This is a genomic window from Sulfitobacter sp. LC.270.F.C4 (assembly GCF_032922545.1).
GTDB lineage: Bacteria > Pseudomonadota > Alphaproteobacteria > Rhodobacterales > Rhodobacteraceae > Sulfitobacter > Sulfitobacter profundi.
Genome location: NZ_CP136692.1, coordinates 1,794,766 through 1,814,663, shown reverse-complemented (window position 1 = coordinate 1,814,663; position 19,898 = coordinate 1,794,766). Strand labels below are relative to the sequence as shown.

22 protein-coding genes are annotated in these 19,898 nt (G+C 62.1%); 15 read left to right on the top strand and 7 right to left on the bottom strand.

The annotated features are described in order from the left end of the window. Complete coding sequence (locus R1T45_RS12765; RefSeq protein ID WP_067942678.1) at positions 1-1,086, bottom strand: two-component system sensor histidine kinase NtrB; 1,086 nt, start codon at positions 1,084-1,086, stop codon at positions 1-3. Next, complete coding sequence (gene dusB / locus R1T45_RS12760; protein ID WP_411041397.1) at positions 1,083-2,027, bottom strand: tRNA dihydrouridine synthase DusB; 945 nt, start codon at positions 2,025-2,027, stop codon at positions 1,083-1,085. The genes R1T45_RS12765 and dusB overlap by 4 nt, the downstream gene beginning before the upstream one ends. A gap of 232 nt (positions 2,028-2,259) precedes the next feature. Between dusB and R1T45_RS12755 the strand changes: the two genes are divergently transcribed. The 3 genes from R1T45_RS12755 to R1T45_RS12745 are packed head-to-tail and all read left to right on the top strand — an operon-like array spanning position 2,260 to position 4,352. Further along, positions 2,260-3,390 carry a bifunctional 2-C-methyl-D-erythritol 4-phosphate cytidylyltransferase/2-C-methyl-D-erythritol 2,4-cyclodiphosphate synthase gene (locus R1T45_RS12755; protein ID WP_317389238.1) on the top strand — a complete coding sequence of 377 codons (1,131 nt, stop codon included), beginning with the start codon at positions 2,260-2,262 and terminating at the stop codon, positions 3,388-3,390. Beyond that, complete coding sequence (locus tag R1T45_RS12750) at positions 3,387-3,878, top strand: phosphatidylglycerophosphatase A (protein ID WP_317389237.1); 492 nt, start codon at positions 3,387-3,389, stop codon at positions 3,876-3,878. The genes R1T45_RS12755 and R1T45_RS12750 overlap by 4 nt, the downstream gene beginning before the upstream one ends. After that, positions 3,879-4,352, top strand: coding sequence for a CinA family protein (locus tag R1T45_RS12745; RefSeq protein WP_317389236.1), 474 nt, complete (start codon positions 3,879-3,881; stop codon positions 4,350-4,352). On the opposite strand, the gene R1T45_RS12740 is transcribed toward R1T45_RS12745, so the two are convergent. Beyond that, a complete protein-coding gene (locus tag R1T45_RS12740) occupies positions 4,349-4,801 on the bottom strand; it encodes a type II toxin-antitoxin system RatA family toxin (RefSeq protein WP_067630597.1) in 453 nt (150 codons plus the stop codon). The two genes, R1T45_RS12745 and R1T45_RS12740, sit on opposite strands and share 4 nt — an antisense overlap. Before the next feature lie 68 nt (positions 4,802-4,869). Between R1T45_RS12740 and hpt the strand changes: the two genes are divergently transcribed. From hpt to R1T45_RS12720, 4 genes are all read left to right on the top strand, one after another. Beyond that, positions 4,870-5,406: a hypoxanthine phosphoribosyltransferase gene (gene hpt / locus R1T45_RS12735; RefSeq protein WP_067630594.1), complete on the top strand. Its 537-nt coding sequence runs from the start codon at positions 4,870-4,872 to the stop codon at positions 5,404-5,406. Next, the gene (locus tag R1T45_RS12730; protein WP_317391145.1) at positions 5,403-5,579 is read left to right on the top strand and encodes a hypothetical protein; all 177 of its coding nucleotides are present in this window, start codon (positions 5,403-5,405) and stop codon (positions 5,577-5,579) included. Before hpt ends, R1T45_RS12730 begins: the two co-directional genes overlap by 4 nt. 92 nt (positions 5,580-5,671) lie before the next feature. Further along, on the top strand, positions 5,672-6,151 hold the full coding sequence (locus R1T45_RS12725; protein WP_317389235.1) for a cytochrome c: 480 nt from the start codon (positions 5,672-5,674) through the stop codon (positions 6,149-6,151). Positions 6,152-6,154: 3 nt separating this feature from the next. Further along, positions 6,155-7,042: a cytochrome c gene (locus tag R1T45_RS12720; protein ID WP_317389234.1), complete on the top strand. Its 888-nt coding sequence runs from the start codon at positions 6,155-6,157 to the stop codon at positions 7,040-7,042. Between the two features lie 22 nt (positions 7,043-7,064). Here the strand turns inward: R1T45_RS12720 and lipA are convergent, their stop codons facing one another. Beyond that, a complete protein-coding gene (gene lipA, locus R1T45_RS12715) occupies positions 7,065-8,018 on the bottom strand; it encodes a lipoyl synthase (RefSeq protein ID WP_120351181.1) in 954 nt (317 codons plus the stop codon). A gap of 242 nt (positions 8,019-8,260) precedes the next feature. Here lipA and R1T45_RS12710 point away from each other — a divergent pair, with 242 nt between their 5' ends. Next, positions 8,261-8,809: a peroxiredoxin gene (locus R1T45_RS12710; RefSeq protein WP_120351182.1), complete on the top strand. Its 549-nt coding sequence runs from the start codon at positions 8,261-8,263 to the stop codon at positions 8,807-8,809. Between the two features lie 66 nt (positions 8,810-8,875). On the opposite strand, the gene R1T45_RS12705 is transcribed toward R1T45_RS12710, so the two are convergent. After that, complete coding sequence (locus R1T45_RS12705; protein WP_120351183.1) at positions 8,876-9,793, bottom strand: hydrogen peroxide-inducible genes activator; 918 nt, start codon at positions 9,791-9,793, stop codon at positions 8,876-8,878. Between the two features lie 95 nt (positions 9,794-9,888). Between R1T45_RS12705 and R1T45_RS12700 the strand changes: the two genes are divergently transcribed. Beyond that, the gene (locus R1T45_RS12700; protein ID WP_317389233.1) at positions 9,889-11,385 is read left to right on the top strand and encodes a catalase; all 1,497 of its coding nucleotides are present in this window, start codon (positions 9,889-9,891) and stop codon (positions 11,383-11,385) included. 41 nt (positions 11,386-11,426) lie between these two features. Here R1T45_RS12700 and R1T45_RS12695 read toward each other — a convergent pair whose 3' ends face one another. Beyond that, the gene (locus R1T45_RS12695; protein WP_317391086.1) at positions 11,427-12,515 is read right to left on the bottom strand and encodes a DUF6456 domain-containing protein; all 1,089 of its coding nucleotides are present in this window, start codon (positions 12,513-12,515) and stop codon (positions 11,427-11,429) included. A gap of 280 nt (positions 12,516-12,795) precedes the next feature. On the opposite strand from R1T45_RS12695, the gene R1T45_RS12690 reads away from it, so the two are divergent. Beyond that, positions 12,796-13,092 (top strand): DUF6477 family protein, encoded by a 297-nt coding sequence (locus R1T45_RS12690; protein WP_260009458.1) that lies wholly within the window; start codon positions 12,796-12,798, stop codon positions 13,090-13,092. Positions 13,093-13,128: 36 nt separating this feature from the next. Here R1T45_RS12690 and R1T45_RS12685 read toward each other — a convergent pair whose 3' ends face one another. Next, positions 13,129-14,667 (bottom strand): trimethylamine methyltransferase family protein, encoded by a 1,539-nt coding sequence (locus R1T45_RS12685; RefSeq protein ID WP_260009459.1) that lies wholly within the window; start codon positions 14,665-14,667, stop codon positions 13,129-13,131. 199 nt (positions 14,668-14,866) lie between these two features. On the opposite strand from R1T45_RS12685, the gene guaA reads away from it, so the two are divergent. From guaA to R1T45_RS12660, 5 genes are all read left to right on the top strand, one after another. Continuing rightward, complete coding sequence (gene guaA, locus R1T45_RS12680) at positions 14,867-16,429, top strand: glutamine-hydrolyzing GMP synthase (RefSeq protein ID WP_120351187.1); 1,563 nt, start codon at positions 14,867-14,869, stop codon at positions 16,427-16,429. Positions 16,430-16,431: 2 nt separating this feature from the next. Next, positions 16,432-16,773: a putative quinol monooxygenase gene (locus R1T45_RS12675; protein ID WP_162931840.1), complete on the top strand. Its 342-nt coding sequence runs from the start codon at positions 16,432-16,434 to the stop codon at positions 16,771-16,773. After that, positions 16,770-17,639, top strand: a complete 870-nt coding sequence (locus R1T45_RS12670) for a DMT family transporter (RefSeq protein WP_132443305.1) — start codon at positions 16,770-16,772, stop codon at positions 17,637-17,639. Before R1T45_RS12675 ends, R1T45_RS12670 begins: the two co-directional genes overlap by 4 nt. A 121-nt stretch (positions 17,640-17,760) precedes the next feature. Continuing rightward, positions 17,761-18,849: an OmpP1/FadL family transporter gene (locus tag R1T45_RS12665; RefSeq protein ID WP_120351189.1), complete on the top strand. Its 1,089-nt coding sequence runs from the start codon at positions 17,761-17,763 to the stop codon at positions 18,847-18,849. A 111-nt stretch (positions 18,850-18,960) separates the two neighbouring features. Continuing rightward, positions 18,961-19,893 carry a DMT family transporter gene (locus R1T45_RS12660; protein WP_120351190.1) on the top strand — a complete coding sequence of 311 codons (933 nt, stop codon included), beginning with the start codon at positions 18,961-18,963 and terminating at the stop codon, positions 19,891-19,893. Positions 19,894-19,898: the final 5 nt, after the last annotated feature.

The window sequence follows — 19,898 nt, the reverse complement described above, 5'->3', positions numbered from 1 at the left end:
TCAATTCTCCTTGAGGGCAGCGGCGCCTGCGCGCGGCAGCGAAATGCGGAATGCGGTTCGACCGGGGGCGGAACTGACTGAAATCCAGCCTCCGTGGTCTGAAATAATTTTACTCACCAAGGCGAGGCCCAGCCCGGTGCCATTCTCCCGGCCCGAGACGAAGGGATCGAAAACATCGGCGCGGATATGATCCGGCAGGCCGGGGCCATCGTCAATCACCTCGATCTGTAGGGGCAGCGGCTGGCCATCCCCATCGGCGCGGCGCAACTGGAACCCGTGTTCATAAAAGCTGCGCAGCCGGATGGTGCCCCCCGCCGCGCCCGCCGCCTCAGCCGCGTTGCGGATGAGGTTCAGCAAGACCTGCAATAGCTGGTCCTTATCACCAAGCGCGGGCGGCAGAGAGGGGTCGTAATCCTCAGTGATTTTCATCTTTGAGCCGAAGCCCAACAGCGCCGACCGCCGCGCGCGGTCCAGCACATCATGCAGGTTCACCGGCTTGCGCTCAGGCGCCATGAGGTTGCCAAATTGCTCGACCTGTTCCAGCAGTTTCACGATGCGCCGGCTTTCGGCAACGATGAGATCGGTCAGTTCCAGATCACTTTTGGACAGGTTCATCGATAAAAGCTGCGCCGCGCCGGTGATCCCGGCCAAAGGGTTCTTGATCTCATGGGCCAGCATCTCGGCCATGCCGATGGCGGATTTGGCGGCGGATTTTACACTGTGATCTTGGGTGATGCGCCCGGCCAATTCGCGCGGGGTGATCATCAGAACCATCTCCCCCGCCCCGCCCACCAGCGGCGCAATCTGCAAGCCGCATTGCAAAGGCGCGCGCTGCATCGCGCCGACATCCACGTCATTCACGAACAGCGGCGTGCCCTGCAGCCGCGCACGGGCAAACGCGGCCTCAAGCGGGTGATCCACCGCGATCAACTTCCAGATCGACTGGCCAATCGTGGCGCGGGCCGAGGCATTGAGGAAGCCTTCGGCGGAAGGGTTCAAATCCGCGACCCGGTCGTCGGCGCTGACGATAAAGGCAGGCACCGGCAAAGAGGTCCAAACCTGCCGCTCAGGTATCTCGGCCCTCATGCCGCGACCGGAGGTTGAGCCGCCGCGGCGTCGTACTGCATGGCCTCTGCGATCAGATCAAAGGTGGTTTTCACCTCCCCCGCCGTCAGCAGGGCGCGGCGCAGATCGGCGGGGGTGGCGCAATGGTCCATATACCAGCCCAAATGCTTGCGGGCGACTTTGGCCCCCAGATCGACCCCGTAAAAACGCAGCATCTCGTCGTAATGTTCGGCCACCATCTGGGCCATTGCGGCCCCTTTGGGGATCATCGGTTTGGCGCGTCCGTGCAGGTCATGCGCGATTTGCGCCAGCAGCCAAGGCCGCCCCTGCGCGCCGCGCCCGACCATCACACCATCTGCGCCCGACAGCCGCAGGGCTTGGCGTGCCTCATCGCTGCCAGTGATATCGCCATTGGCGATGACGGGGACGCGCACCGTTTCTTTCACCGTCCGTATCGCGGCCCAATCGGCGCGGCCCTTGTAGAACTGACAGCGCGTGCGCCCGTGAATTGTGATCATCTGCACGCCCGCATCCTCGGCCCGTTTGGCGATGGGTGCGGCGTTGAGCATATTGTCGTCCCAGCCGAGCCGGGTTTTGAGTGTCACAGGCACGTTGACCGCGCCCACAACCGCCTCAATTAGCCGCAGCGCGTGATCAGGCGTCTTCATCAGCGCCGAGCCCGAGGCGCCCTGCGTCACTTTCTTGGCCGGGCAGCCCATGTTGATGTCGATGATCCGCGCACCCATCGCCTCGACCATCCGTGCGGCTTCGGCCATCGGCTCGGCTTCGCGCCCCGCGAGCTGGACGGAGGTGCCGATGACATCCAACCCCAACTCTGCCTTCTCTCGGGTACCGGGGCGGCGGCTGAGCAGTTCTTGGCTGGCGACCATCTCCGACACGACCAAACCGGCCCCGAATCGCGCCACGAGGCTGCGATAGGGCAGATCGGTGATCCCCGCCATCGGGGCGAGGAATACCGGAGGGTCGAATGTCAGGGGGTCGGCGGTCACGTGCTTAATCCTTGTGCGGTCCCTTGCTGTGTAGCTCTGCCACGGGGTGACCTCAATGAAACTAGCCTGAAAAGCAGCTATGCGCCAAGCAACTGCTTATTTTTTAGGCAGCCACCCCAGATTGCACCCCGCCGCCGCATTGCCTAGACAGGGCCATGTTCACCACGTTTTCCAGATTGCCCGCATGAGTATCGCAGCTTTGATCGTCGCCGCAGGGCGCGGCAGCCGCGCGGGCGGTCCGCAGCCAAAACAATGGCAGGCGCTGGCGGGGGCGCGTGTGATCGATCACACCCTCGCCGTGTTTCGCACCCTACCCCAGATCACCGAAATCGTGCTGGTGCTGCACGAAGACGACATGGATCAAGCCGAGGCATTTGCGGCCCAAGGCGTTACCGTCACCACCGGCGGGGCGGAGCGTGCGGCCTCGGTCCAACGCGGGCTTGGGGCCATTCGGCACGCGGAGAAGGTGTTGATCCATGACGCCGCGCGGCCCTGCGTTTCGGCCCAGATCATTGCTGGCGTGATTGATGCGCTCGACCAGAACCAAGCAGCGGCCCCCGGCCTGCCGGTCACCGATGCGCTTTGGAAGGGCGCGGATGGCCGCGTCACCGGCACGCAAGACCGCAGCGCCCTGTTCGCCGCGCAGACACCGCAGGGCTTTGACCTTGCCGCGATCCGCGCGGCCCATGCCGCCTATGACGGCCAAGCGGCGGATGATGTCGAAGTCGCCCGCGCGGCGGGCCTGACCGTTGCCATCACCCAAGGCAGCGCCGATAACCTGAAAATCACCCGGCCCGAGGATTTCGCCCGCGCCGCCCGCATATTGGAGACCCGCATGGACATTCGCACCGGCAACGGATTTGACGTGCACGCCTTTGGCCCCGGAGATCACGTGACCCTCTGCGGCCTCGACATTCCGCACACCCACGGGCTGGTCGGCCATTCTGACGCCGATGTGGCGCTGCACACGGTCACTGACGCGATCTATGGCGCGCTGGCACGGGGCGACATCGGCCAGCACTTCCCGCCGAGCGATCCGCAGTGGAAAGGCGCGCGCAGTGATATCTTTCTGCGCCATGCCGCGCAGATGGCCCGCGATATGGGATTTACGCTGACCCACGTTGATTGCACGCTGATCTGCGAAACCCCTAAGATTGGCCCCCATGTGGAGCCGATGCGCGCCTCTATGGCCGAGATGCTAGGGCTTGAGGTCGACCGCGTATCCGTCAAAGCGACAACAAGCGAGCGCCTCGGCTTTACCGGACGTGGCGAAGGCATTGCCTGTATGGCCACAGCAACATTGGTGAAATCATGACCCCTGCTCATCTCATTGCGACACTTCTGGGCGTTGGCCATATCCGCCCCGCGCCGGGCACTTGGGGGTCGCTTGTTGCGCTGCCTTATGCGTGGCTTCTGCATGTGTTCGGCGGCTTTCCCCTGTTGGTGATTGGCATCCTTGTGGCCATCCCGTTGGGCTGGTGGGCCACAGCGCGCTATACGGCCGGCGGGCCGGATCATGATCCCGGCGAAGTGGTGATCGACGAATTGGTCGGCCAGTGGATCGCGCTTTTGCCCTTGTCTTATGCCGCTTGGTCCATGCAAATTCCGATCCTTGCCATGTGGCCCGGTTGGATCGCCGCCTTTGCCCTATTCCGGTTGTTTGACATCACCAAACCGCTGATCATTGGCTGGGCAGACCGTCAGGGTGGCCCCTTTGGTGTGATGCTTGACGATATCTTTGCCGGCATCTTCGCCGCGTTTGGCGTCATGGCCTTGGCGGCGCTTTACCACGGGGCCCTGTAAATGATCCTCGCGGCGCAACTCTTGGAAAAGGCACGCGAAACCGGCGCAATGGTCGCCTGTGCGGAGAGTTGCACGGGCGGAATAGTAGCTGCCGCACTGACTGACTTGCCGGGGTCTTCGGCGCTGCTCGACCGGGGCTTCGTGACCTATACCAATGCCGCGAAAATCGCGATGTTGGGCGTGTCAGAGGCGACGCTCGCGCAATGGGGTGCAGTGTCTGAACAGGTGGCCGCAGAGATGGCGGCGGGCGCATTGGCAAACTCTGAGGCGCAGATCGCCGTATCGATCACAGGCATCGCCGGGCCCGGCGGATCAGAGCATAAACCCGAAGGCCGCGTTTGTTTTGGCCTTGCCACAGCGGAGGGCGTTCAGACGGAAACGATCGAGTTCGGCGCCCAGGGCCGCGACACGGTACGGCTTGCGGCCCGTGACCACGCGCTTGGCCTGTTGCTGCGAGGCTTCGCGGCGCTTTAGCCTTTGGGCCCGTAAAGCTCTTTCGCACGGTTCTCAAAGGCCCGCACGATGCGCTGCATCGCTTCGTTGAAAACCACGCCGATGACCTTTTGCAGGATCATGTTCTTGAATTCGAAATCGACAAAGAAATGCACCTGACAGCCTTCGAGGTTATCCTCGAAATGCCAGTTTGATTTCATATACTTGAACGGCCCATCCAGATATTCGGTGTCGATCTTCTTGGCCTCGGGCCAGAGCACGACGCGGCTGGTGAACCGCTCCCGAAACACTTTGAAAGAGATCACAAGATCGGCTTCCATCACCCGGTGATCGCCCCGGTCTTCGTCACTGCGAATGCGCGCAGCAGCGGTCCAAGGCAGGAATTCGGGATAGCGAGCCACATCGGCGACAAGATCATACATCTGTTGCGCGCTATAGGGCAGTTGGCGGGTCTCTGAATGGGTGGGCATTGCGTTCCGTTGCGTTGCAGGTTACCCCCTATTTCACGTCTCAACCCCGCAGATTCAAGGGCAAAACCATGGCACACGGGCCTTATGTCATCGACGAAATGATCTCGGCCAAGGCCATCGCGGCGCGGATCGAGGATCTCTGCCGTGAGATCCATGACGAATTCAACGGCACCGATAAATTGGTCGTGGTCGGCCTGCTGCGCGGGTCTTTTGTGTTCATCGCCGATCTGGTGCGCGAATTGGACCTGCCGATCGAGGTCGATTTCCTCGAAGCGTCCAGCTATGGCGACGGCATGGAGAGCAGCCGGGAAGTGCGCATTCTCAAGGATTTGCGCGGCGCAATCGAAGGGCGCGACGTGCTGGTCGTCGAAGATATCGTCGACACCGGCCACACCCTGCACCATGTCACCAACCTGCTCCGCTCGCGCGAACCAGCGCGGCTGAAATCCATTGCCCTGCTCGACAAACCCACCCGGCGCGAAGTGGATTTGAAAGCGGATTGGACCGGCTTTGAAATCCCGGACGAATTCGTCGTGGGCTATGGCATCGACTTTGCCCAACGCAACCGCAACCTGCCTTTCATCGGGAAAGTTCGCTTTACGTGATGGACCCGCGGTGGCTGCTGCGGATGTCCCAATGGGCGCGCAATCCACCCTCGGGGAAACGGGTGATCGTGGCCTTTGCAATCATCGCGGCGGCCTTGGCCATCGGGTCGATCGAATGGCTGGGCTATTGGCCCGACTGGGCCACGGCAGAGCGTATCCCCCGCCGGTTCTAAGCCGAAGCGCGCCTGTATCCTGCTGATCACTTTTTTGTTTTTTGTGACCCGCCCCTCCCATGCTACGCTGCGGCAAGAAAAGGGAGATGACCATGTATTTGACCAAAAGCATTACTGCCATCGGCGTCAGCGCCGCATTGATCGCCACTGCCGGCTTCGCCGCTAACCACAGCGAAAAAGCCGCGAGTGACGCGGTGAACGCGCGCCATGCGCAGATGCAACTGATCGCCTACCACACCGGCATCTTGGGCGGGATGGCCAAGGGCGAGACGGACTATAACGCTGAAATGGCAACCGCCGCCGCCACCAATCTTCATGCCGCCGCGGGTTTTCAGCCCGGCACGCTTTGGCTTGAGGGCACTGAGCAAGGCGCCGTTGAAGGGTCCCGCGCCAAGGCCGAAATCTGGAGCAATTCTGAGGGGTTCAACGACGCCTTCATGGCGCTGGAGACCGCCAGCGCGGATATGATCGAGGCCGCAGGCACCGATCTTGACGCCCTGAAAGCGGGCATGGGTGCGGTGGGCAAGGCCTGCGGCGCCTGCCACGACGATTACCGCGGCCCCAAGAACTGATCCTTGCGCCCTATTGTCCCTGTACTGCTGGGCTGTGCCGTTCTCGGCGCGGCCCTTGGCTGGGTCGCAACCCGGCCCGATCCGCTTGAGCCGTCTTATGCCGCAGGTCTGACGCCTGACCCGGAAGCGGGGGCGCGGGTCTTTGCTGCCGGGGGCTGCGTTTCGTGCCATGCCGCCCCCGAGAGTGAGGGGGGGGAGATGCTGGTTCTGGCCGGTGGCCTGCCCTTCCCCAGCGATTTTGGCACCTTCCACGCGCCCAATATCTCGCCCGATGCATACCATGGCATCGGCGACTGGACCTTGCCAGAGTTTGCCCGCGCCGTGACGCGCGGCGTCTCGCCCGAAGGCCAGCACTACTACCCCGCCTTTCCCTATACGGCCTACCAACACCTCGCCCCGCAGGACGTGGTGAACCTCTTTGCCTATATGCAAACCCTGCCCGCTGCAGATGTCCCGAGCCTGCCGCATGAGGTGGGTTTTCCCTTCAACATCCGTCGGGGCCTCGGCGCGTGGAAGGTTATGTTCTTTGACGAAGATTTCGTGCTGGCCGATGCGTCAGACACACAGGTAGCGCGCGGGCGCTACCTTGTCGAAGGGCTGGCCCATTGCGGCGAATGCCACACGCCACGCAACGCCTTGGGCGGGTTAGAGCAGGACGCTTGGCTGACCGGCGCGCCGAACCCCTCGGGCAAGGGGCGCATTCCCGGCATCACGCCCGCACATCTTGAGTGGTCCAAGGCCGATCTGGTGGAATATTTCACCTCCGGCTTCACGCCGGAATGGGATAGCGCGGGCGGAGAGATGGCCGAGGTGGTCAGCAACCTTGCCCAACTCCCCGAAAGCGACCGCGAAGCGATTGCGGCCTACCTCAAAGCCCTGCCCGGCGGTTAACGCCGGGCGCGTCTTCCTGGGATTACGCGATACCCAGCTTGCGGTTCCGCGCCTCGCGCAGACGCGCGAAATCGTCGCCCGCGTGATAGCTCGACCGGGTCAGCGGCGTGGCGGAAACCATGAGGAAGCCCTTGCCGTAGGCCGCTTTTTCGTAGGAGGTGAATTCCTCCGGCGTGACAAAACGGTCCAGCGCGTGGTGCTTAGGCGTGGGCTGCAGATACTGGCCAATGGTCAGGAAATCGATGTCGGCGGCGCGCATGTCTTCCATCACCTGAATGACCGATTGCCGATCTTCGCCCAAGCCCACCATGATGCCCGATTTGGTGAACATCGACGGGTCCAGTTCCTTTACCCGCTGAAGCAGGCGGAGAGAGTGGAAGTAACGCGCGCCGGGGCGCACTTCGGGGTAGAGGCCCGGTACGGTTTCGAGGTTGTGGTTAAACACATCCGGCCGCGCTTCGACAACCTTTTCAAGGGCTTCGGGACCGCAACGGATGAAATCCGGTGTTAGAATTTCGATCGTCGTGTCGGGGCTGCGGTGGCGCACGGCGCGGATGGTCTGGGCGAAGTGCTCCGCCCCGCCATCTTCGATATCGTCGCGATCAACGCTCGTGATAACCACATGGTTCAACCCCAGCTTGGCGACAGCATCGGCCACGCGGCCCGGCTCGAACACATCCAGATCCTCTGGTGGCTTACCCGTGGCGATGTTGCAGAAGGTACAGGCGCGGGTGCAGACCTCGCCCATGATCATCATGGTGGCGTGCCCTTGAGACCAGCACTCGCCAACATTAGGGCAGCCCGCCTCTTCACAAACCGTGGTCAGCTTGTTGTCACGCATGATGCGCGCCGTCTCGGCATAGCCCTTGCCGCCGGGCGCTTTGACCCTGATCCAGCTCGGTTTTTTTGGCTGGGCGTTGTCGGGCTTGCGCGCCTTTTCGGGGTGGCGCTGTTCGGGTATCTTCAGATCGCGCATCGGGGGCCTCTGATCATTGTGTCGCACCCTGTTTATCACAGTCCTTGACCCGATGACCACCTACAGCATGCGCCCCCAAGACAAGGCTGCCATGCACCAGCGGCATCACCCCTTGCCAATGATTTAGTGCTTTGTTTTATAACCGGAAAATTACAATGCAGTTGCAGCATTGCGAGAGTTGCTCAGGCTGCCTATATGGGCTACCAACCGACAAAGATTCCAATCCGAGAAAGAGAGACGCGATGAAACCCGGTATTCAAGTTCCCAACGTCACCTTCAAAACGCGCGTGCGCGACGAAAGCATCGAAGGCAACAACCCCTTCCGCTGGGAAGACAAAACCAGCGAAGACTTCTTCAAAGGCAAGCGCGTTGTTCTGTTCTCGCTCCCCGGTGCCTTCACGCCGACATGCAGCACCTACCAGCTGCCCGGTTTTGAGAACAACTTCGCAGCGTTCCAAGAGCATGGCATCGACGCGATCTATTGCCTGTCGGTCAACGACAGCTTTGTCATGAACAAGTGGAAAGAGATGCAGGGCGTCCAGAACATCGACGTGATCCCTGATGGGTCCGGCGAGTTCACCCGCCGCATGGGCATGTTGGTGGCCAAAGACAACCTCGGCTTCGGCGCGCGCAGCTGGCGCTATGCGGCGATCGTTAACGACGGTCAGATCGAAGCATGGTTCGAAGAGCCCGGCATCAGCGACAACCACGGCGATGACCCCTACGGTGTTTCCAGCCCCGAGACCCTGCTGGAATACCTCGAAAACCAGAAGCAGACCGAAGCGGCCTAAGCGCCCTTTGAGTGACGGATCGGGCCATTTGGCCCGGTCCCTCTGACCCCGCTGCCCCGCCCGCGCCTAGTATGTCGCGCGTAGCTGCCCGGTCAGCCCTTCCCCCACATCTTTCAGCGTCTGGGCCAATTGCGCCGCCCAACCGCTGCCCGGCGTGCCCGCCCGGCGCACGAGCCCGATCTGCCGCGCTGGCTCCGGTGTGCCGAAACGGTGCAGCCGTAGGCCCGGCGCGGCATCAAGCTCGGTTTTGGCGGCGATCTCGGGCATCAAGGTCATGCCAAACCCCGCCTCCACCAGCCGCGATAGGGTCGCGAGAGACGAAGCGCCCGTGTGGATGCCCGCCTGCGTCCGGTCCCGCTGACAAACCTCTAGCGCTTGATCGGTCAGGCAGTGACCGTCTTCCAGCAGCATCAGCGGCGTGCGGGCCAGATCGGTCGGACGGACAACCGCCGCCCCCGCCATCCGCTCGGCGGAGCCCGCCAGCAGAAAGCGATCTTCGAACAGGGGCATTTCGGCCAGACCGGTTTCGCCTGTTGGCACCGCCATCACCGCCGCGTCCAGCGCCCCGGCCCGCAAATCGGCCAACAGCTGATCGGTCTGCGCCTCGCGCACCTCGACCCGCAGGGAAATATCCTGCGCGCGCAGGGCGGCCAGCACACCGGGCAAAAGATAGGGCGCCACCGTCGGGATCAGCCCAAGGTTCAAGGTGCCCGCCAGCCCCACCTGTTCGCGCGCCGTGGCTTCCAACAGTTTGGCGCGGCGCAAAATATCCTCGGCGCGGGTCAGCACCTCGCGGCCCAAGGGCGTCAGGACCGAGGCGCGGCTTTGCCGTTCGATCAACCGCCCCCCCAGCGACTCCTCCAAGGTGCGGATCTGCACGGAAAGCGCAGGCTGAGAGATATTGCTGGCCTCCGCCGCCCGCCCGAAGTTGCCCAAAGTCGCCAGTGCGCGGAAATATTCAAGTTGCTTTAGGGTGAAGTTCATAACTTTTACCTATCGCAATTTTACAAAACTGCAATTGGAAATTATGGGCGAAATGGATCATCTTCCCCTCAGACAATAACCGAGGGGAACCCAAGATGAGCAAGCGTCTCACCACCACCGCCGGCGCGCCGATGCCGACCAATGAAACCAGCAAAACCGCCGGAAGCCGTGGCCCGGTCTTGCTGGACGATTACCAATTGATCGAAAAACTGGCCCATCAGAACCGCGAGCGCATCCCCGAGCGGGCCGTTCACGCCAAGGGCTGGGGCGCCGAAGGCACCTTTACCGTGACCCATGACATCAGCGAATACAGCTGTGCGGCGATCTTCTCCGAAGTGGGCAAGACCTGCGAAGTCCTCTCGCGCTGGTCCACCGTGGCAGGCGAATTGGGTGCCGCCGACAGTGAGCGTGACGTGCGCGGATTCTCTGTGAAGTTCTACACCGAGGAAGGCAACTGGGACGTTGTGGGCAACAACACCCCGATCTTCTTTGTCCGCGATGCCTATAAATTCCCGGACTTCATCCGCACCCAGAAACGCCACCCGCGCACCAACCTGCGCTCGCCCGAGGCGATGTTCGACTTCTGGGCGGCTCAGCCCGAATGCGTGCACCAGGTGACCATCCTGATGTCGGACCGCGGCATTCCGGTGAACCCGATGCACATGCACGGCTACGGCAGCCACACCTATTCGATGTGGAACGCCAAGGGCGAGCGTCATTGGGTGAAGTTCCACTTCCGCTGCCAGCAGGAAATCCGCAACCGCACCAATGAAGACGCGGAAAAGCTGATCGGCTCGACCCGCGAGAACTTCCAAGAGGATCTCTTCAACGCGATCGAAGGCGGCGAATTCCCGAAATGGGAGCTGAATATCCAAGTCATGCCCGAGGCAGAGGCCGAGACCTGCGGCTTTAACCCCTTTGACCTGACCAAAGTCTGGCCGCATGCGGATTACCCGTTGATCCCGGTCGGTATGCTAGAGTTCAACCGCAACCCCGACAACTACTTCCAAAGCATCGAGAACGCCGCCTATTCGCCCTCGAACAAGGTGCCGGGGATTGGGTTTTCACCCGATAAGATGTTGCAAGCGCGGGTCTTTTCCTATGCGGACGCGCACCGCTACCGTCTTGGCACGCATTACGAGGCGCTGCCCGCCAACGCGCCCAAGGCCGCGCCGATGCACCACTACCACAAGGACGGCTCCATGCGGTTCTTCCCCCAGCAGACCGGCCACCCGGATGCCTATTACGAGCCGAACCAATATGAGGAATCGGCCCGCCCCGACCCGTCGGTGCAAGAGCCTCCGCTGCGCATCTCGGGCGATGCGGATCGCTATGTTCAAGAGGAGACGGATGCCGATTACGTCCAGCCGCGCAAGCTCTACACCGAGGTGTTCGATCAGGCGCAGCGTGACCGTCTGCATGAGAACATGGCCGGTGCCATGGCGCCCTGTTCGCAGCAGGTAAAAGAACGCTGGTATGCGGTGCTGGAAAAAGTGCACCCCGACTATGCCGCCGGCGTGCGTGACGCTTGTGAGAAAGACGAAGTGGCGATTTCGGTGACAGATGAGACGCCGACGAAGGTCGCAGACTGAAACAACCGGGGCGGCAGGATCATCACCCTGCCGCCCCTTCTTTATCCGATCATCGGGCCGCCCGGGCCTACGGTTTCGTCGTAGTGTCGTTTGAGCCGCATCAGCGCGATCCGCAGCACGATCTTGCCTGATCGCGCCGACCATCCCAGCCGCTTTTCAGTGGTCTCCAACCCTTCCAGATAGCAGCAACAGCGCAGCACCACGTCAGACAGACCGGGGCCGAGGTCGGCCATGGCATCTGCCACCCGCTTGCGCGCCTCTGCCGCGGCCATGCTGCCCGAGCCCTCACGCCGCCCGCTGGGTTTTGCGCCCGGCGTCAGGAAATGATCCCAATTTTGGGTCACCTCACCGCCCATCTGGGCCAGTTCGAAATCCTCACGCAGCCTTTCACCGGCATGGACCAGCCCCTCGTTCAGAAAGGGCGCACCGGATTTGTCGCGCCGCCGAGCAAGCGCAGACAGCGGGCTTTCCGACAGGCAATAGCGGCCTCGGCGCGGGGCCGCATCGGCATCCGCGCCCTCTTCCGCCTCGGGGCCGCTGGCCAAGCCCAGAAACGCGGTCTGATCTTCGGCAAAGCCATGTGCGCCCGCGCCTTGGTCTTCTACCATCCGCCGCAGCGCAGCCCGCCCTGCGCTGGTGATGCGGTAGCGCGTTACCCGGCCTGCGCTGCCGGGGGCGATCCAATCTTTAAGGGCCATCGCCTGCGCCACGGCGCTGTCCACCACCGCGGTGCGTGCGCCGGGGCCGGTGTCCGTCTCGCGCAAGACGACGGCCTTTTCCATGCCCTCGGCCACGGCGAGGATCGCGCCCGTCTCATGCAGGCGCCGAAGGACCCGCAGCGCCTCGGCGGCGAAAGTGTCTTCGTCAAGAAGGGGGATGGCGGGTTTGGTCATTGTCGCTGTCTTTCCTGCTGGGGGGCCAGCAGTACAATCCAAAGCGCGCCGCACCGCCCCGAGCCTGCGCAGGGCGGCATCCACCAGCGGATCGTCGCGCCTTGTCTCGATACGGCGGATTTGGCGCATGATGGTCGAGGCATGGCAGCCAGCTTGGCGTGCCAAAGCCCGGATCGGTGCGCCGGTCTCCGTATGTGCGAGGTAATGCAGGGCTCCGTGCGGCACCCATCCCGGCAGGACGGTCTGTTGGATTTGGTGATGCGCCTTCAATTGACTGCCACTTCCATTTTGGCGGGTCCCCAAGCCGGAGAGTTATCCCCAGAGTTATTCACAACCTATGGATGTTTTGGTTACCCGTTGGTTAAAATCGTCGCATTTGGCAATGATTGTTTCCAAAAGGTAAACAGCATCGGTATGCGCCGTGCGCCGCGAAGCCATGACGCGCAACACCCGGAAAGGTTGTGCCATGCTTCGATGATCCGGGGTGATTCACCCCCCCGTTCACCGGAGAGTTGTGATGCAAGATGTACTGACCATGCTGCAAAGACTTCACCGCCCGCGCCTGTTGATGCGCGCCGCCCGTATCGGAGCCGAGGATTACCGGCGCGGCACCCATCTGCCCCGCATATTGGGCTTTGGCATGTTGCCGCGCCACGGCACGGCGCTGATCAAACTGATCGAGATCGAGGCCGAGTTGGACACCCAGCGCAAGACGGCAGATGCAAGCTATAGCCTGATCCGGCATGTGGATGTGCTGATCGCCATGGTCGGCGAAGCGCGTTTTCTGAGAGCCGCGCAGAGCCCCAGCGCGTAGAGGCCGCGGCGGGGGAAAGCCCCCCGCAGTCCTATTTTAGGTAAAGCTATCCGGCTCCGCTGCCTTGCGGGTCGCGACATAGGCATCAAGCGCCTCGCGAATGGCCGGATCTAGCGCGGGTTGCTGATAATCGGCGAGCATCTTTTCGACCCGCGCGGTGGCAAGGGTCTGTGTATCGCGCGCCCCCTCATCCGACCATGTCTCGAAGGGTTTGTAATCCAGCAGGTCGGATTTCCAAAACGCCTCGCGGAAGTTGTTCTGTGTATGGGCGCAACCGAGGTAATGCCCCCCCGGCCCGACTTCGCGGATTGCGTCCATGGCCTGCGCGTTCTCGTCCATCTCCACCCCGCGGGCGAGGTGATGCAGCGTGCCCAGTTGATCGGCATCCATGACGAACTTCTCGAAAGAAGACACAAGCCCCCCTTCCAGCCAGCCACAGGCGTGCAGCATGAAGTTCACCCCAGCCAGAAGCCCCATGTTCAGACTGTTGGAGGTCTCATAGGCCGCCTGCGCATCGGGCAGTTTCGAGCCATTGAAAGACCCGGCGCTCCGGTAAGGCAGGTTCAGCCTGCGGGCCAGTTGCCCAGCGCCATAGGTGATATGCGCAGCCTCAGGCGTGCCGAATGTGGGCGCACCGCTGTTCATGTCGATGGAGGTCACGAAAGCCCCCATGATCACAGGCGCACCGGGGCGGACGAGCTGGCTATAGGCGATGCCTGCCAAAGTCTCGGCCAAGACCTGCGTCAATGTCCCTGCGACACTCACCGGGGCCATCGCACCCCCAACGATAAACGGCGAAATGATGCAGGCCTGATTGTTCTCGGCATACACCTTGAGCGCCCCCATCATCACATCGTCGAATGTCATCGGCGAGTTGATGTTGATGAGCGAGGTCATCACCGTGTTTTCCTGCACGAAGTCCTTACCAAAAAGGATGCCGCACATATCGACACTGTCCTGCGCGCGCGACGGCTCGGTCACCGACCCCATGAAGGGTTTGTCGCTGAGCGTCATATGAGCATGCAGCATATCGAGGTGGCGCTTGTTCACCGGGATGTCGGTCGGCTCACATACCGTCCCCCCCGAGTGATGCAGCCATTTCGACATATAGCCGAGCTTCACGAACTTCTGGAAATCCGCCAGCGTAGCATAGCGGCGCCCCCCTGCGGCATCGCGCACGAAGGGCGGGCCATAGACCGGGGCGAGGACAAGGCTCTTGCCTCCAATCACCACATCCCGCTCGCGGTTGCGCGCCACTTGGGTGATCGTCGAGGGGGCGGTAGAGCACAGCTTGCGCGCTAGCCCCCGTGGAATACGCACCCGTTCGCCCTGCACATCGGCCCCGGCGTCACGCCACAGTGCCAGCGCATCGGGGTTGTCGGGAAAGTTCACACCGATCTCTTCAAGCACTGTGTCGGCGTTATGCTCGATAATCTCCAGCGCTTCTTCGGTCAGCACTTCGAAGTTCGGGATGTTCCGCTCGATATAGCGCGCTGTCTCGAATGAGACGGCCGTGCGTGCCGCGCGCCGTGCCGCACCTCCGCCGCCGCGTGCCCGTCGTGCTGATTCCGCCATTGCTCTATCCTTCCCGCAACTCTTGGCCTGTGCCTACCCCATTCCCAAGTGCCCCTTCGCGCGGATAACGCCCTCTAGCGGCAAAAAGCGACATCGCGTGCCGTCCTCGCGCCACTTGCGCGAATTAAACGCGACAGGGCTACGTCTTCGGCCCGCTAGAGACTTGCCAGAGCGCGCCCACGGGCCTAATCACGGCCCCATGACAGATATCACCCATGACCGCCTTCTCATCATCGACTTCGGCAGCCAGGTCACGCAGCTTATCGCGCGTCGCCTGCGGGAGCTGAACGTCTTTTGCGAAATCCACCCGTTCAACACGGTGGACGAAGCCTTCCTCAAGGAATTCGCGCCTAAGGCGGTGATCCTGTCGGGCGGCCCGTCCTCTGTGTTTGCCGAAGGCGCACCACGTCCGCCGCAGGCTGTGTTTGAACTGGGCGTGCCGATCTTGGGCATCTGCTATGGCCAACAGGTCATGATGCATTGCCTTGGCGGCCATGTGGAGCGCGGTCACGGCACCGCCGAATTTGGACGGGCTTTCGTAACCCCCACAGGCCAACAGCTTGATCTGCTGGAGGGTTGGTTTGCCACCGACCGCGAACAGGTCTGGATGAGCCACGGCGACCACGTCAGCAAGATCGCTCCGGGGTTTGAGGTCTATGGCACCTCCCCCAACGCGCCTTTCGCCATTACCGCGGATGTTGAACGTCACTTCTACGCGGTGCAATTCCACCCCGAGGTGCACCACACGCCCAACGGCCCGCGCCTTTATGAGAACTTCGTGCGTCTGGCAGGGTTCAAAGGCGACTGGACGATGAGCGCCTACCGTGAGGAAGCCATTGCCGCGATCCGCGAGCAGGTTGGCGACCAGAAGGTGATCTGTGGCCTTTCCGGCGGCGTGGACTCCTCCGTCGCCGCCGTGCTGATCCACGAAGCCATTGGCGATCAGTTGACCTGCGTCTTCGTTGACCACGGTCTGCTGCGCAAGGGTGAGGCCGAAGAGGTCGTCACCATGTTCCGCGACCACTACAACATGCCGCTGATCCACGCTGACGAGCAAGAGTTGTTCTTGGGCGAGCTCGACGGTGTCTCGGACCCCGAGACCAAGCGCAAGATCATCGGCAAGCTCTTTATCGATGTGTTCCAGAAACACGCAAAAGACGTGGGCGATGCGACTTTCTTGGCCCAAGGCACGCTCTACCCCGATGTGATCGAAAGCGTCTCCTTCTCCGGCGGCCCTTCGGTCACCATCAAGAGCCACCACAATGTCGGTGGCCTGCCCGAAAAGATGGGCCTCAAACTGGTCGAGCCGCTGCGCGAGTTGTTCAAAGACGAAGTGCGCGAGCTGGGCCGTGAACTCGGGCTGCCGCCTTCGTTCATTGGCCGCCACCCCTTCCCCGGGCCGGGCCTTGCGATCCGCTGCCCCGGTGAGATCACCCGCGAGAAGCTGGCGATCCTGCGCGAGGCCGATGCGGTCTATATCGATCAGATCCGCCGCCATGGTCTCTATGACGATATCTGGCAAGCCTTCGTGGCGATCCTGCCTGTGCGTACCGTGGGCGTGATGGGCGATGGCCGGACCTATGACTTCGCCTGCGCCCTGCGTGCGGTGACGTCCGTCGACGGCATGACAGCGGACTACTACCCGTTCACCCATGACTTCCTTGGTGAAACCGCCACGCGGATCATCAACGAGGTGCCGGGCATCAACCGCGTCACCTATGACATCACCTCGAAACCTCCGGGCACCATCGAGTGGGAATAAACATGAGGGTGGCCCTAACCGGCCACCTTCGCTGCGCCACCCGGGCCGAGGCGGACCGGGTGCGCGCGGGGCTTGACGCGCATCTGCGCCTCACCCGTGCCGAGCCGGGGTGTTTGCGCTTCGACGTGACGCCCACCGACGATCCCCTCCTGTGGCAGGTATCGGAACTTTTCACCGACCGCGCAGCCTTTGCGGCGCATCAGAACCGCACGGCGGCTTCAGACTGGGCAAGGCTCACCGCCGGGATCACACGCGACTACAAGATCACCGACACCCCGATCACCGACCGCCAAATCATCGGCGACGAGGCCAAGGGCGATGACCAATTGACCAACCCCACATGACCCCCACCGTCCGCGCTGCACTCTGGATGATCGGCTCCATCGGCTCTTTCTCGACCATGGCTGTGGCGGGGCGTGAACTCTCGGCACGGTTCGATACCTTTGAGGTGATGCTCTACCGCAGTGTGATCGGTGTGATCATCGTCCTGTCGCTCGCTTGGGCCACCGGGGCGTGGCGGCAGATCAACACCCGCAACTTTGGCCTACAACTTATCCGCAACCTCGCGCATTTCACCGGGCAGAACCTATGGTTCCTCGCCGTGTCGCTGATCCCGCTGGCGCAGGTCTTCGCGCTAGAGTTCACTTCACCGCTTTGGGTCATCGTTCTGTCGATCTTTCTGCTGGGCGAACGGTTGACCGCCACGCGGGCGCTGGCCGCCGTCATGGGGTTCATCGGCATTCTGATCGTCGCACGGCCTGATATTGGCAACCTCAACACCGGCATTCTGGCGGCGGCGGGCTGTGCGGTCTTCTTTGCCCTGACCAATGTGCTGACCAAGCGGCTGACGCGCACCCAAGGGATCACCACGATCCTATTCTACCTCACAACGCTGCAATTGATCTTTGGCCTGATCTCGGCGGGCTACGACGGCGATATCGCCGGACCTACTGTTGAGACGATGCCCTTTCTGCTGCTCGTCGGCGCCTGTGGGTTGCTTGCGCATTACTGTCTAACCAACGCGCTGAGCCTCGCCCCCGCGACCGTGGTGGTGCCGATTGATTTCGTCCGCCTTCCGGCGATCGCGGTCGTCGGGATGCTCCTCTATGCCGAAGCGCTCGATGTCTGGGTCTTCGTCGGGGCCGCGATCATTTTTGCGGGCAATTACCTCAACATCTGGTTTGAGACCCGCAAAGCACACCCCAAGTAATGTTTGCCCAGATTTCAACCTGACCCAAGGTCAGTGATTGACGCAAACGGCAGCTATCCGCTTAGATCATTTCTAACCTGTGCCGGGGAGGAACCGCACAGAAGTCTTGGGAGGAAAGCAAATGAAAACCTATTTCTTGGCAATTCCGGCACTGTTGGCATCTACGGCACTCGTTCACGCTGGCGGTATCGATCGGTCGGGCCAATCCATCAACGCCCTGTTTGAAAACGGGCGCTATGCCGAGTTCAGCTTCGGGCATATCTCGCCCGACACGTCGGGCACCTCGGTTGCGGCGCTCGGCAGCCGCGATTCAGGCAATGCCACAGAAAGCTACATGCAGTTTGGCGCCGCCTATAAGGCAGACATCAACGACAAACTGTCCTATGCGATCATTTATGACCAGCCCTTTGGCGCTGACATCGATTACCCCACGGGCACCGGCTACTACGCCGCAGGCGCGCAGGCTGATCTTGATGCGCACGCTCTGACCGGCCTGCTGCGCTACCGCATGAACGACAACTTCAGCGTTCACGGCGGTCTGCGTGTGCAAACCATCGAAGCCACAGCGGCTGTCCCCTTCGTCGGCGGCTATACGGTTGATGGTGAGCGCGACACAGGCGTCGGTTATGTCGCTGGTGTCGCCTATGAGCGCCCCGACATCGCCATGCGCGTAGCGCTGACTTATAACTCTAAGATCGAACATGACGTAGACACCACCGAGTTCGGCGCAGTCATGAGCACGACCGAAATCGAAACACCGCAGTCGGTGAACCTCGACTTCCAGACCGGTATCGCGGCTGACACTCTGCTCTTTGGTGGCATCCGCTGGGTTGATTGGTCGTCCTTCGATATTTCTCCGGCTGCCTATGCTGGCGCCACGGGCGGGGCCTCCCTCGTGAGCTATGAGAACGATGTTTTCACCTACTCGCTGGGTGTGGGCCGTCGTCTGAATGACAACTGGTCGGTCTCTGCTTCCGTTGGCTATGAGAAGTCCGAAGGCGGCTTTGCCTCCAACCTCGGCCCGACCGATGGCAACAAGAGCCTCGCGCTGGCCGCCGTCTATACCCGCGACAATATGAGAATCACCACCGGCGTGCGCTACGTCAACATCGGTGACGCAGAGACGGCCATTCCGGGCTTTGCCCCGGCAGCGGAATTCGAAGACAACGATGCCGTGGCCTTTGGTGTCAAAGTGGGTTTCACCTTCTAATCCACACCAGAACCGTTGAGATCACGTCGCCCGAACCCCTCGGGCGGCGTTTTTTATGCATGCGCATCTTTCGGGTCGTGCCGATCAATGGAACGGCCTAAACCCGAGGTCATGATCACACAAAAAACCATTCCCCCGCGTGCTTGGATCGAAATGGGCTTTCTCGCTCTGCTTTGGGGCGCGTCCTTTGTCGCCGTGCGGGTGGCACTGGATGAGATCGGGCCGCTGACCTCGGTTGCGCATCGGGTGTTCTGGGCGATGCTGGTGCTTTGGGGCGCGGTCGCCGTTATGCGCCTGCCGCTGCCGCGCGACCCGCGCATCTGGGCGGCCTTCCTGCTGATGGGGTTGTTGAATAATGTGATCCCCTTCTCGCTGATGGCATGGGGGCAGCTGCATATCCCCTCTGGCCTGACCTCAATCCTCAATGCCGCCACGGCGATCTTTGGCGTGCTGGCCGCCGCGATCTTTCTCGCGGATGAGCGCATCACCCCGCGCAAGGCGATTGGCGTCTGCCTTGGCTTTGCCGGGGTCAGCACCGCCATCGGGCTGGAAAACCTCACGAATTTCGACCTCGGCAGCCTTGCGCAGCTTGCCGTGCTGGGTGGGGCGATGTCCTATGCCATGGCGGGTGTCTGCGCGCGCAAACTGCTGCCGGGCCAACCGCCGCAACTGGCCGCCGCCGGGATGCTGACAGGGGCCACGCTGATCATGCTGCCGCTGGCATGGGTGGTCGAAGGGCCGCTGACGCTCGACCTTGCCCCGGCGACGCTCATGGCCATTGCCTATTACGCGCTGGCTGCCACGGCGCTGGCCTATCTGCTTTATTACCGGGTGCTGGGCATGGCGGGCAGCAGCAACCTGATGCTGGTCACGCTGCTGGTCGCACCCGTCGCGATCCTGCTGGGCGCATGGCTGCGCGATGAAACCCTGCGCCCTGCCGCCTACAGCGGCTTTGCCCTTCTGGCGCTTGGGCTTTTGGTGCTGGATGGCCGCATCTGGCGTCTGGTCAAGCACTGGGGTACTCAGGGGAAACGAAGCACTTAACCTTG

Excerpts from the sequence above, each read along its gene's own strand:
- R1T45_RS12675 (WP_162931840.1), top strand. The coding sequence starts at position 16,432 with ATGAGGGTGGCCCTAACCGGCCACCTTCGCTGCGCCACCCGGGCCGAG.
- R1T45_RS12755 (WP_317389238.1), top strand. The coding sequence starts at position 2,260 with ATGAGTATCGCAGCTTTGATCGTCGCCGCAGGGCGCGGCAGCCGCGCG.
- guaA (WP_120351187.1), top strand. The coding sequence starts at position 14,867 with ATGACAGATATCACCCATGACCGCCTTCTCATCATCGACTTCGGCAGC.
- dusB (WP_411041397.1), bottom strand. The coding sequence starts at position 2,027 with ATGGCGGGGATCACCGATCTGCCCTATCGCAGCCTCGTGGCGCGATTC.
- R1T45_RS12725 (WP_317389235.1), top strand. The coding sequence starts at position 5,672 with ATGTATTTGACCAAAAGCATTACTGCCATCGGCGTCAGCGCCGCATTG.
- R1T45_RS12690 (WP_260009458.1), top strand. The coding sequence starts at position 12,796 with ATGCAAGATGTACTGACCATGCTGCAAAGACTTCACCGCCCGCGCCTG.
- R1T45_RS12700 (WP_317389233.1), top strand. The coding sequence starts at position 9,889 with ATGAGCAAGCGTCTCACCACCACCGCCGGCGCGCCGATGCCGACCAAT.
- lipA (WP_120351181.1), bottom strand. The coding sequence starts at position 8,018 with ATGCGCGATCTGAAGATACCCGAACAGCGCCACCCCGAAAAGGCGCGC.
- hpt (WP_067630594.1), top strand. The coding sequence starts at position 4,870 with ATGGCACACGGGCCTTATGTCATCGACGAAATGATCTCGGCCAAGGCC.
- R1T45_RS12660 (WP_120351190.1), top strand. The coding sequence starts at position 18,961 with ATGATCACACAAAAAACCATTCCCCCGCGTGCTTGGATCGAAATGGGC.
- R1T45_RS12685 (WP_260009459.1), bottom strand. The coding sequence starts at position 14,667 with ATGGCGGAATCAGCACGACGGGCACGCGGCGGCGGAGGTGCGGCACGG.
- R1T45_RS12670 (WP_132443305.1), top strand. The coding sequence starts at position 16,770 with ATGACCCCCACCGTCCGCGCTGCACTCTGGATGATCGGCTCCATCGGC.
- R1T45_RS12740 (WP_067630597.1), bottom strand. The coding sequence starts at position 4,801 with ATGCCCACCCATTCAGAGACCCGCCAACTGCCCTATAGCGCGCAACAG.
- R1T45_RS12710 (WP_120351182.1), top strand. The coding sequence starts at position 8,261 with ATGAAACCCGGTATTCAAGTTCCCAACGTCACCTTCAAAACGCGCGTG.
- R1T45_RS12750 (WP_317389237.1), top strand. The coding sequence starts at position 3,387 with ATGACCCCTGCTCATCTCATTGCGACACTTCTGGGCGTTGGCCATATC.
- R1T45_RS12765 (WP_067942678.1), bottom strand. The coding sequence starts at position 1,086 with ATGAGGGCCGAGATACCTGAGCGGCAGGTTTGGACCTCTTTGCCGGTG.
- R1T45_RS12665 (WP_120351189.1), top strand. The coding sequence starts at position 17,761 with ATGAAAACCTATTTCTTGGCAATTCCGGCACTGTTGGCATCTACGGCA.
- R1T45_RS12745 (WP_317389236.1), top strand. The coding sequence starts at position 3,879 with ATGATCCTCGCGGCGCAACTCTTGGAAAAGGCACGCGAAACCGGCGCA.
- R1T45_RS12705 (WP_120351183.1), bottom strand. The coding sequence starts at position 9,793 with ATGAACTTCACCCTAAAGCAACTTGAATATTTCCGCGCACTGGCGACT.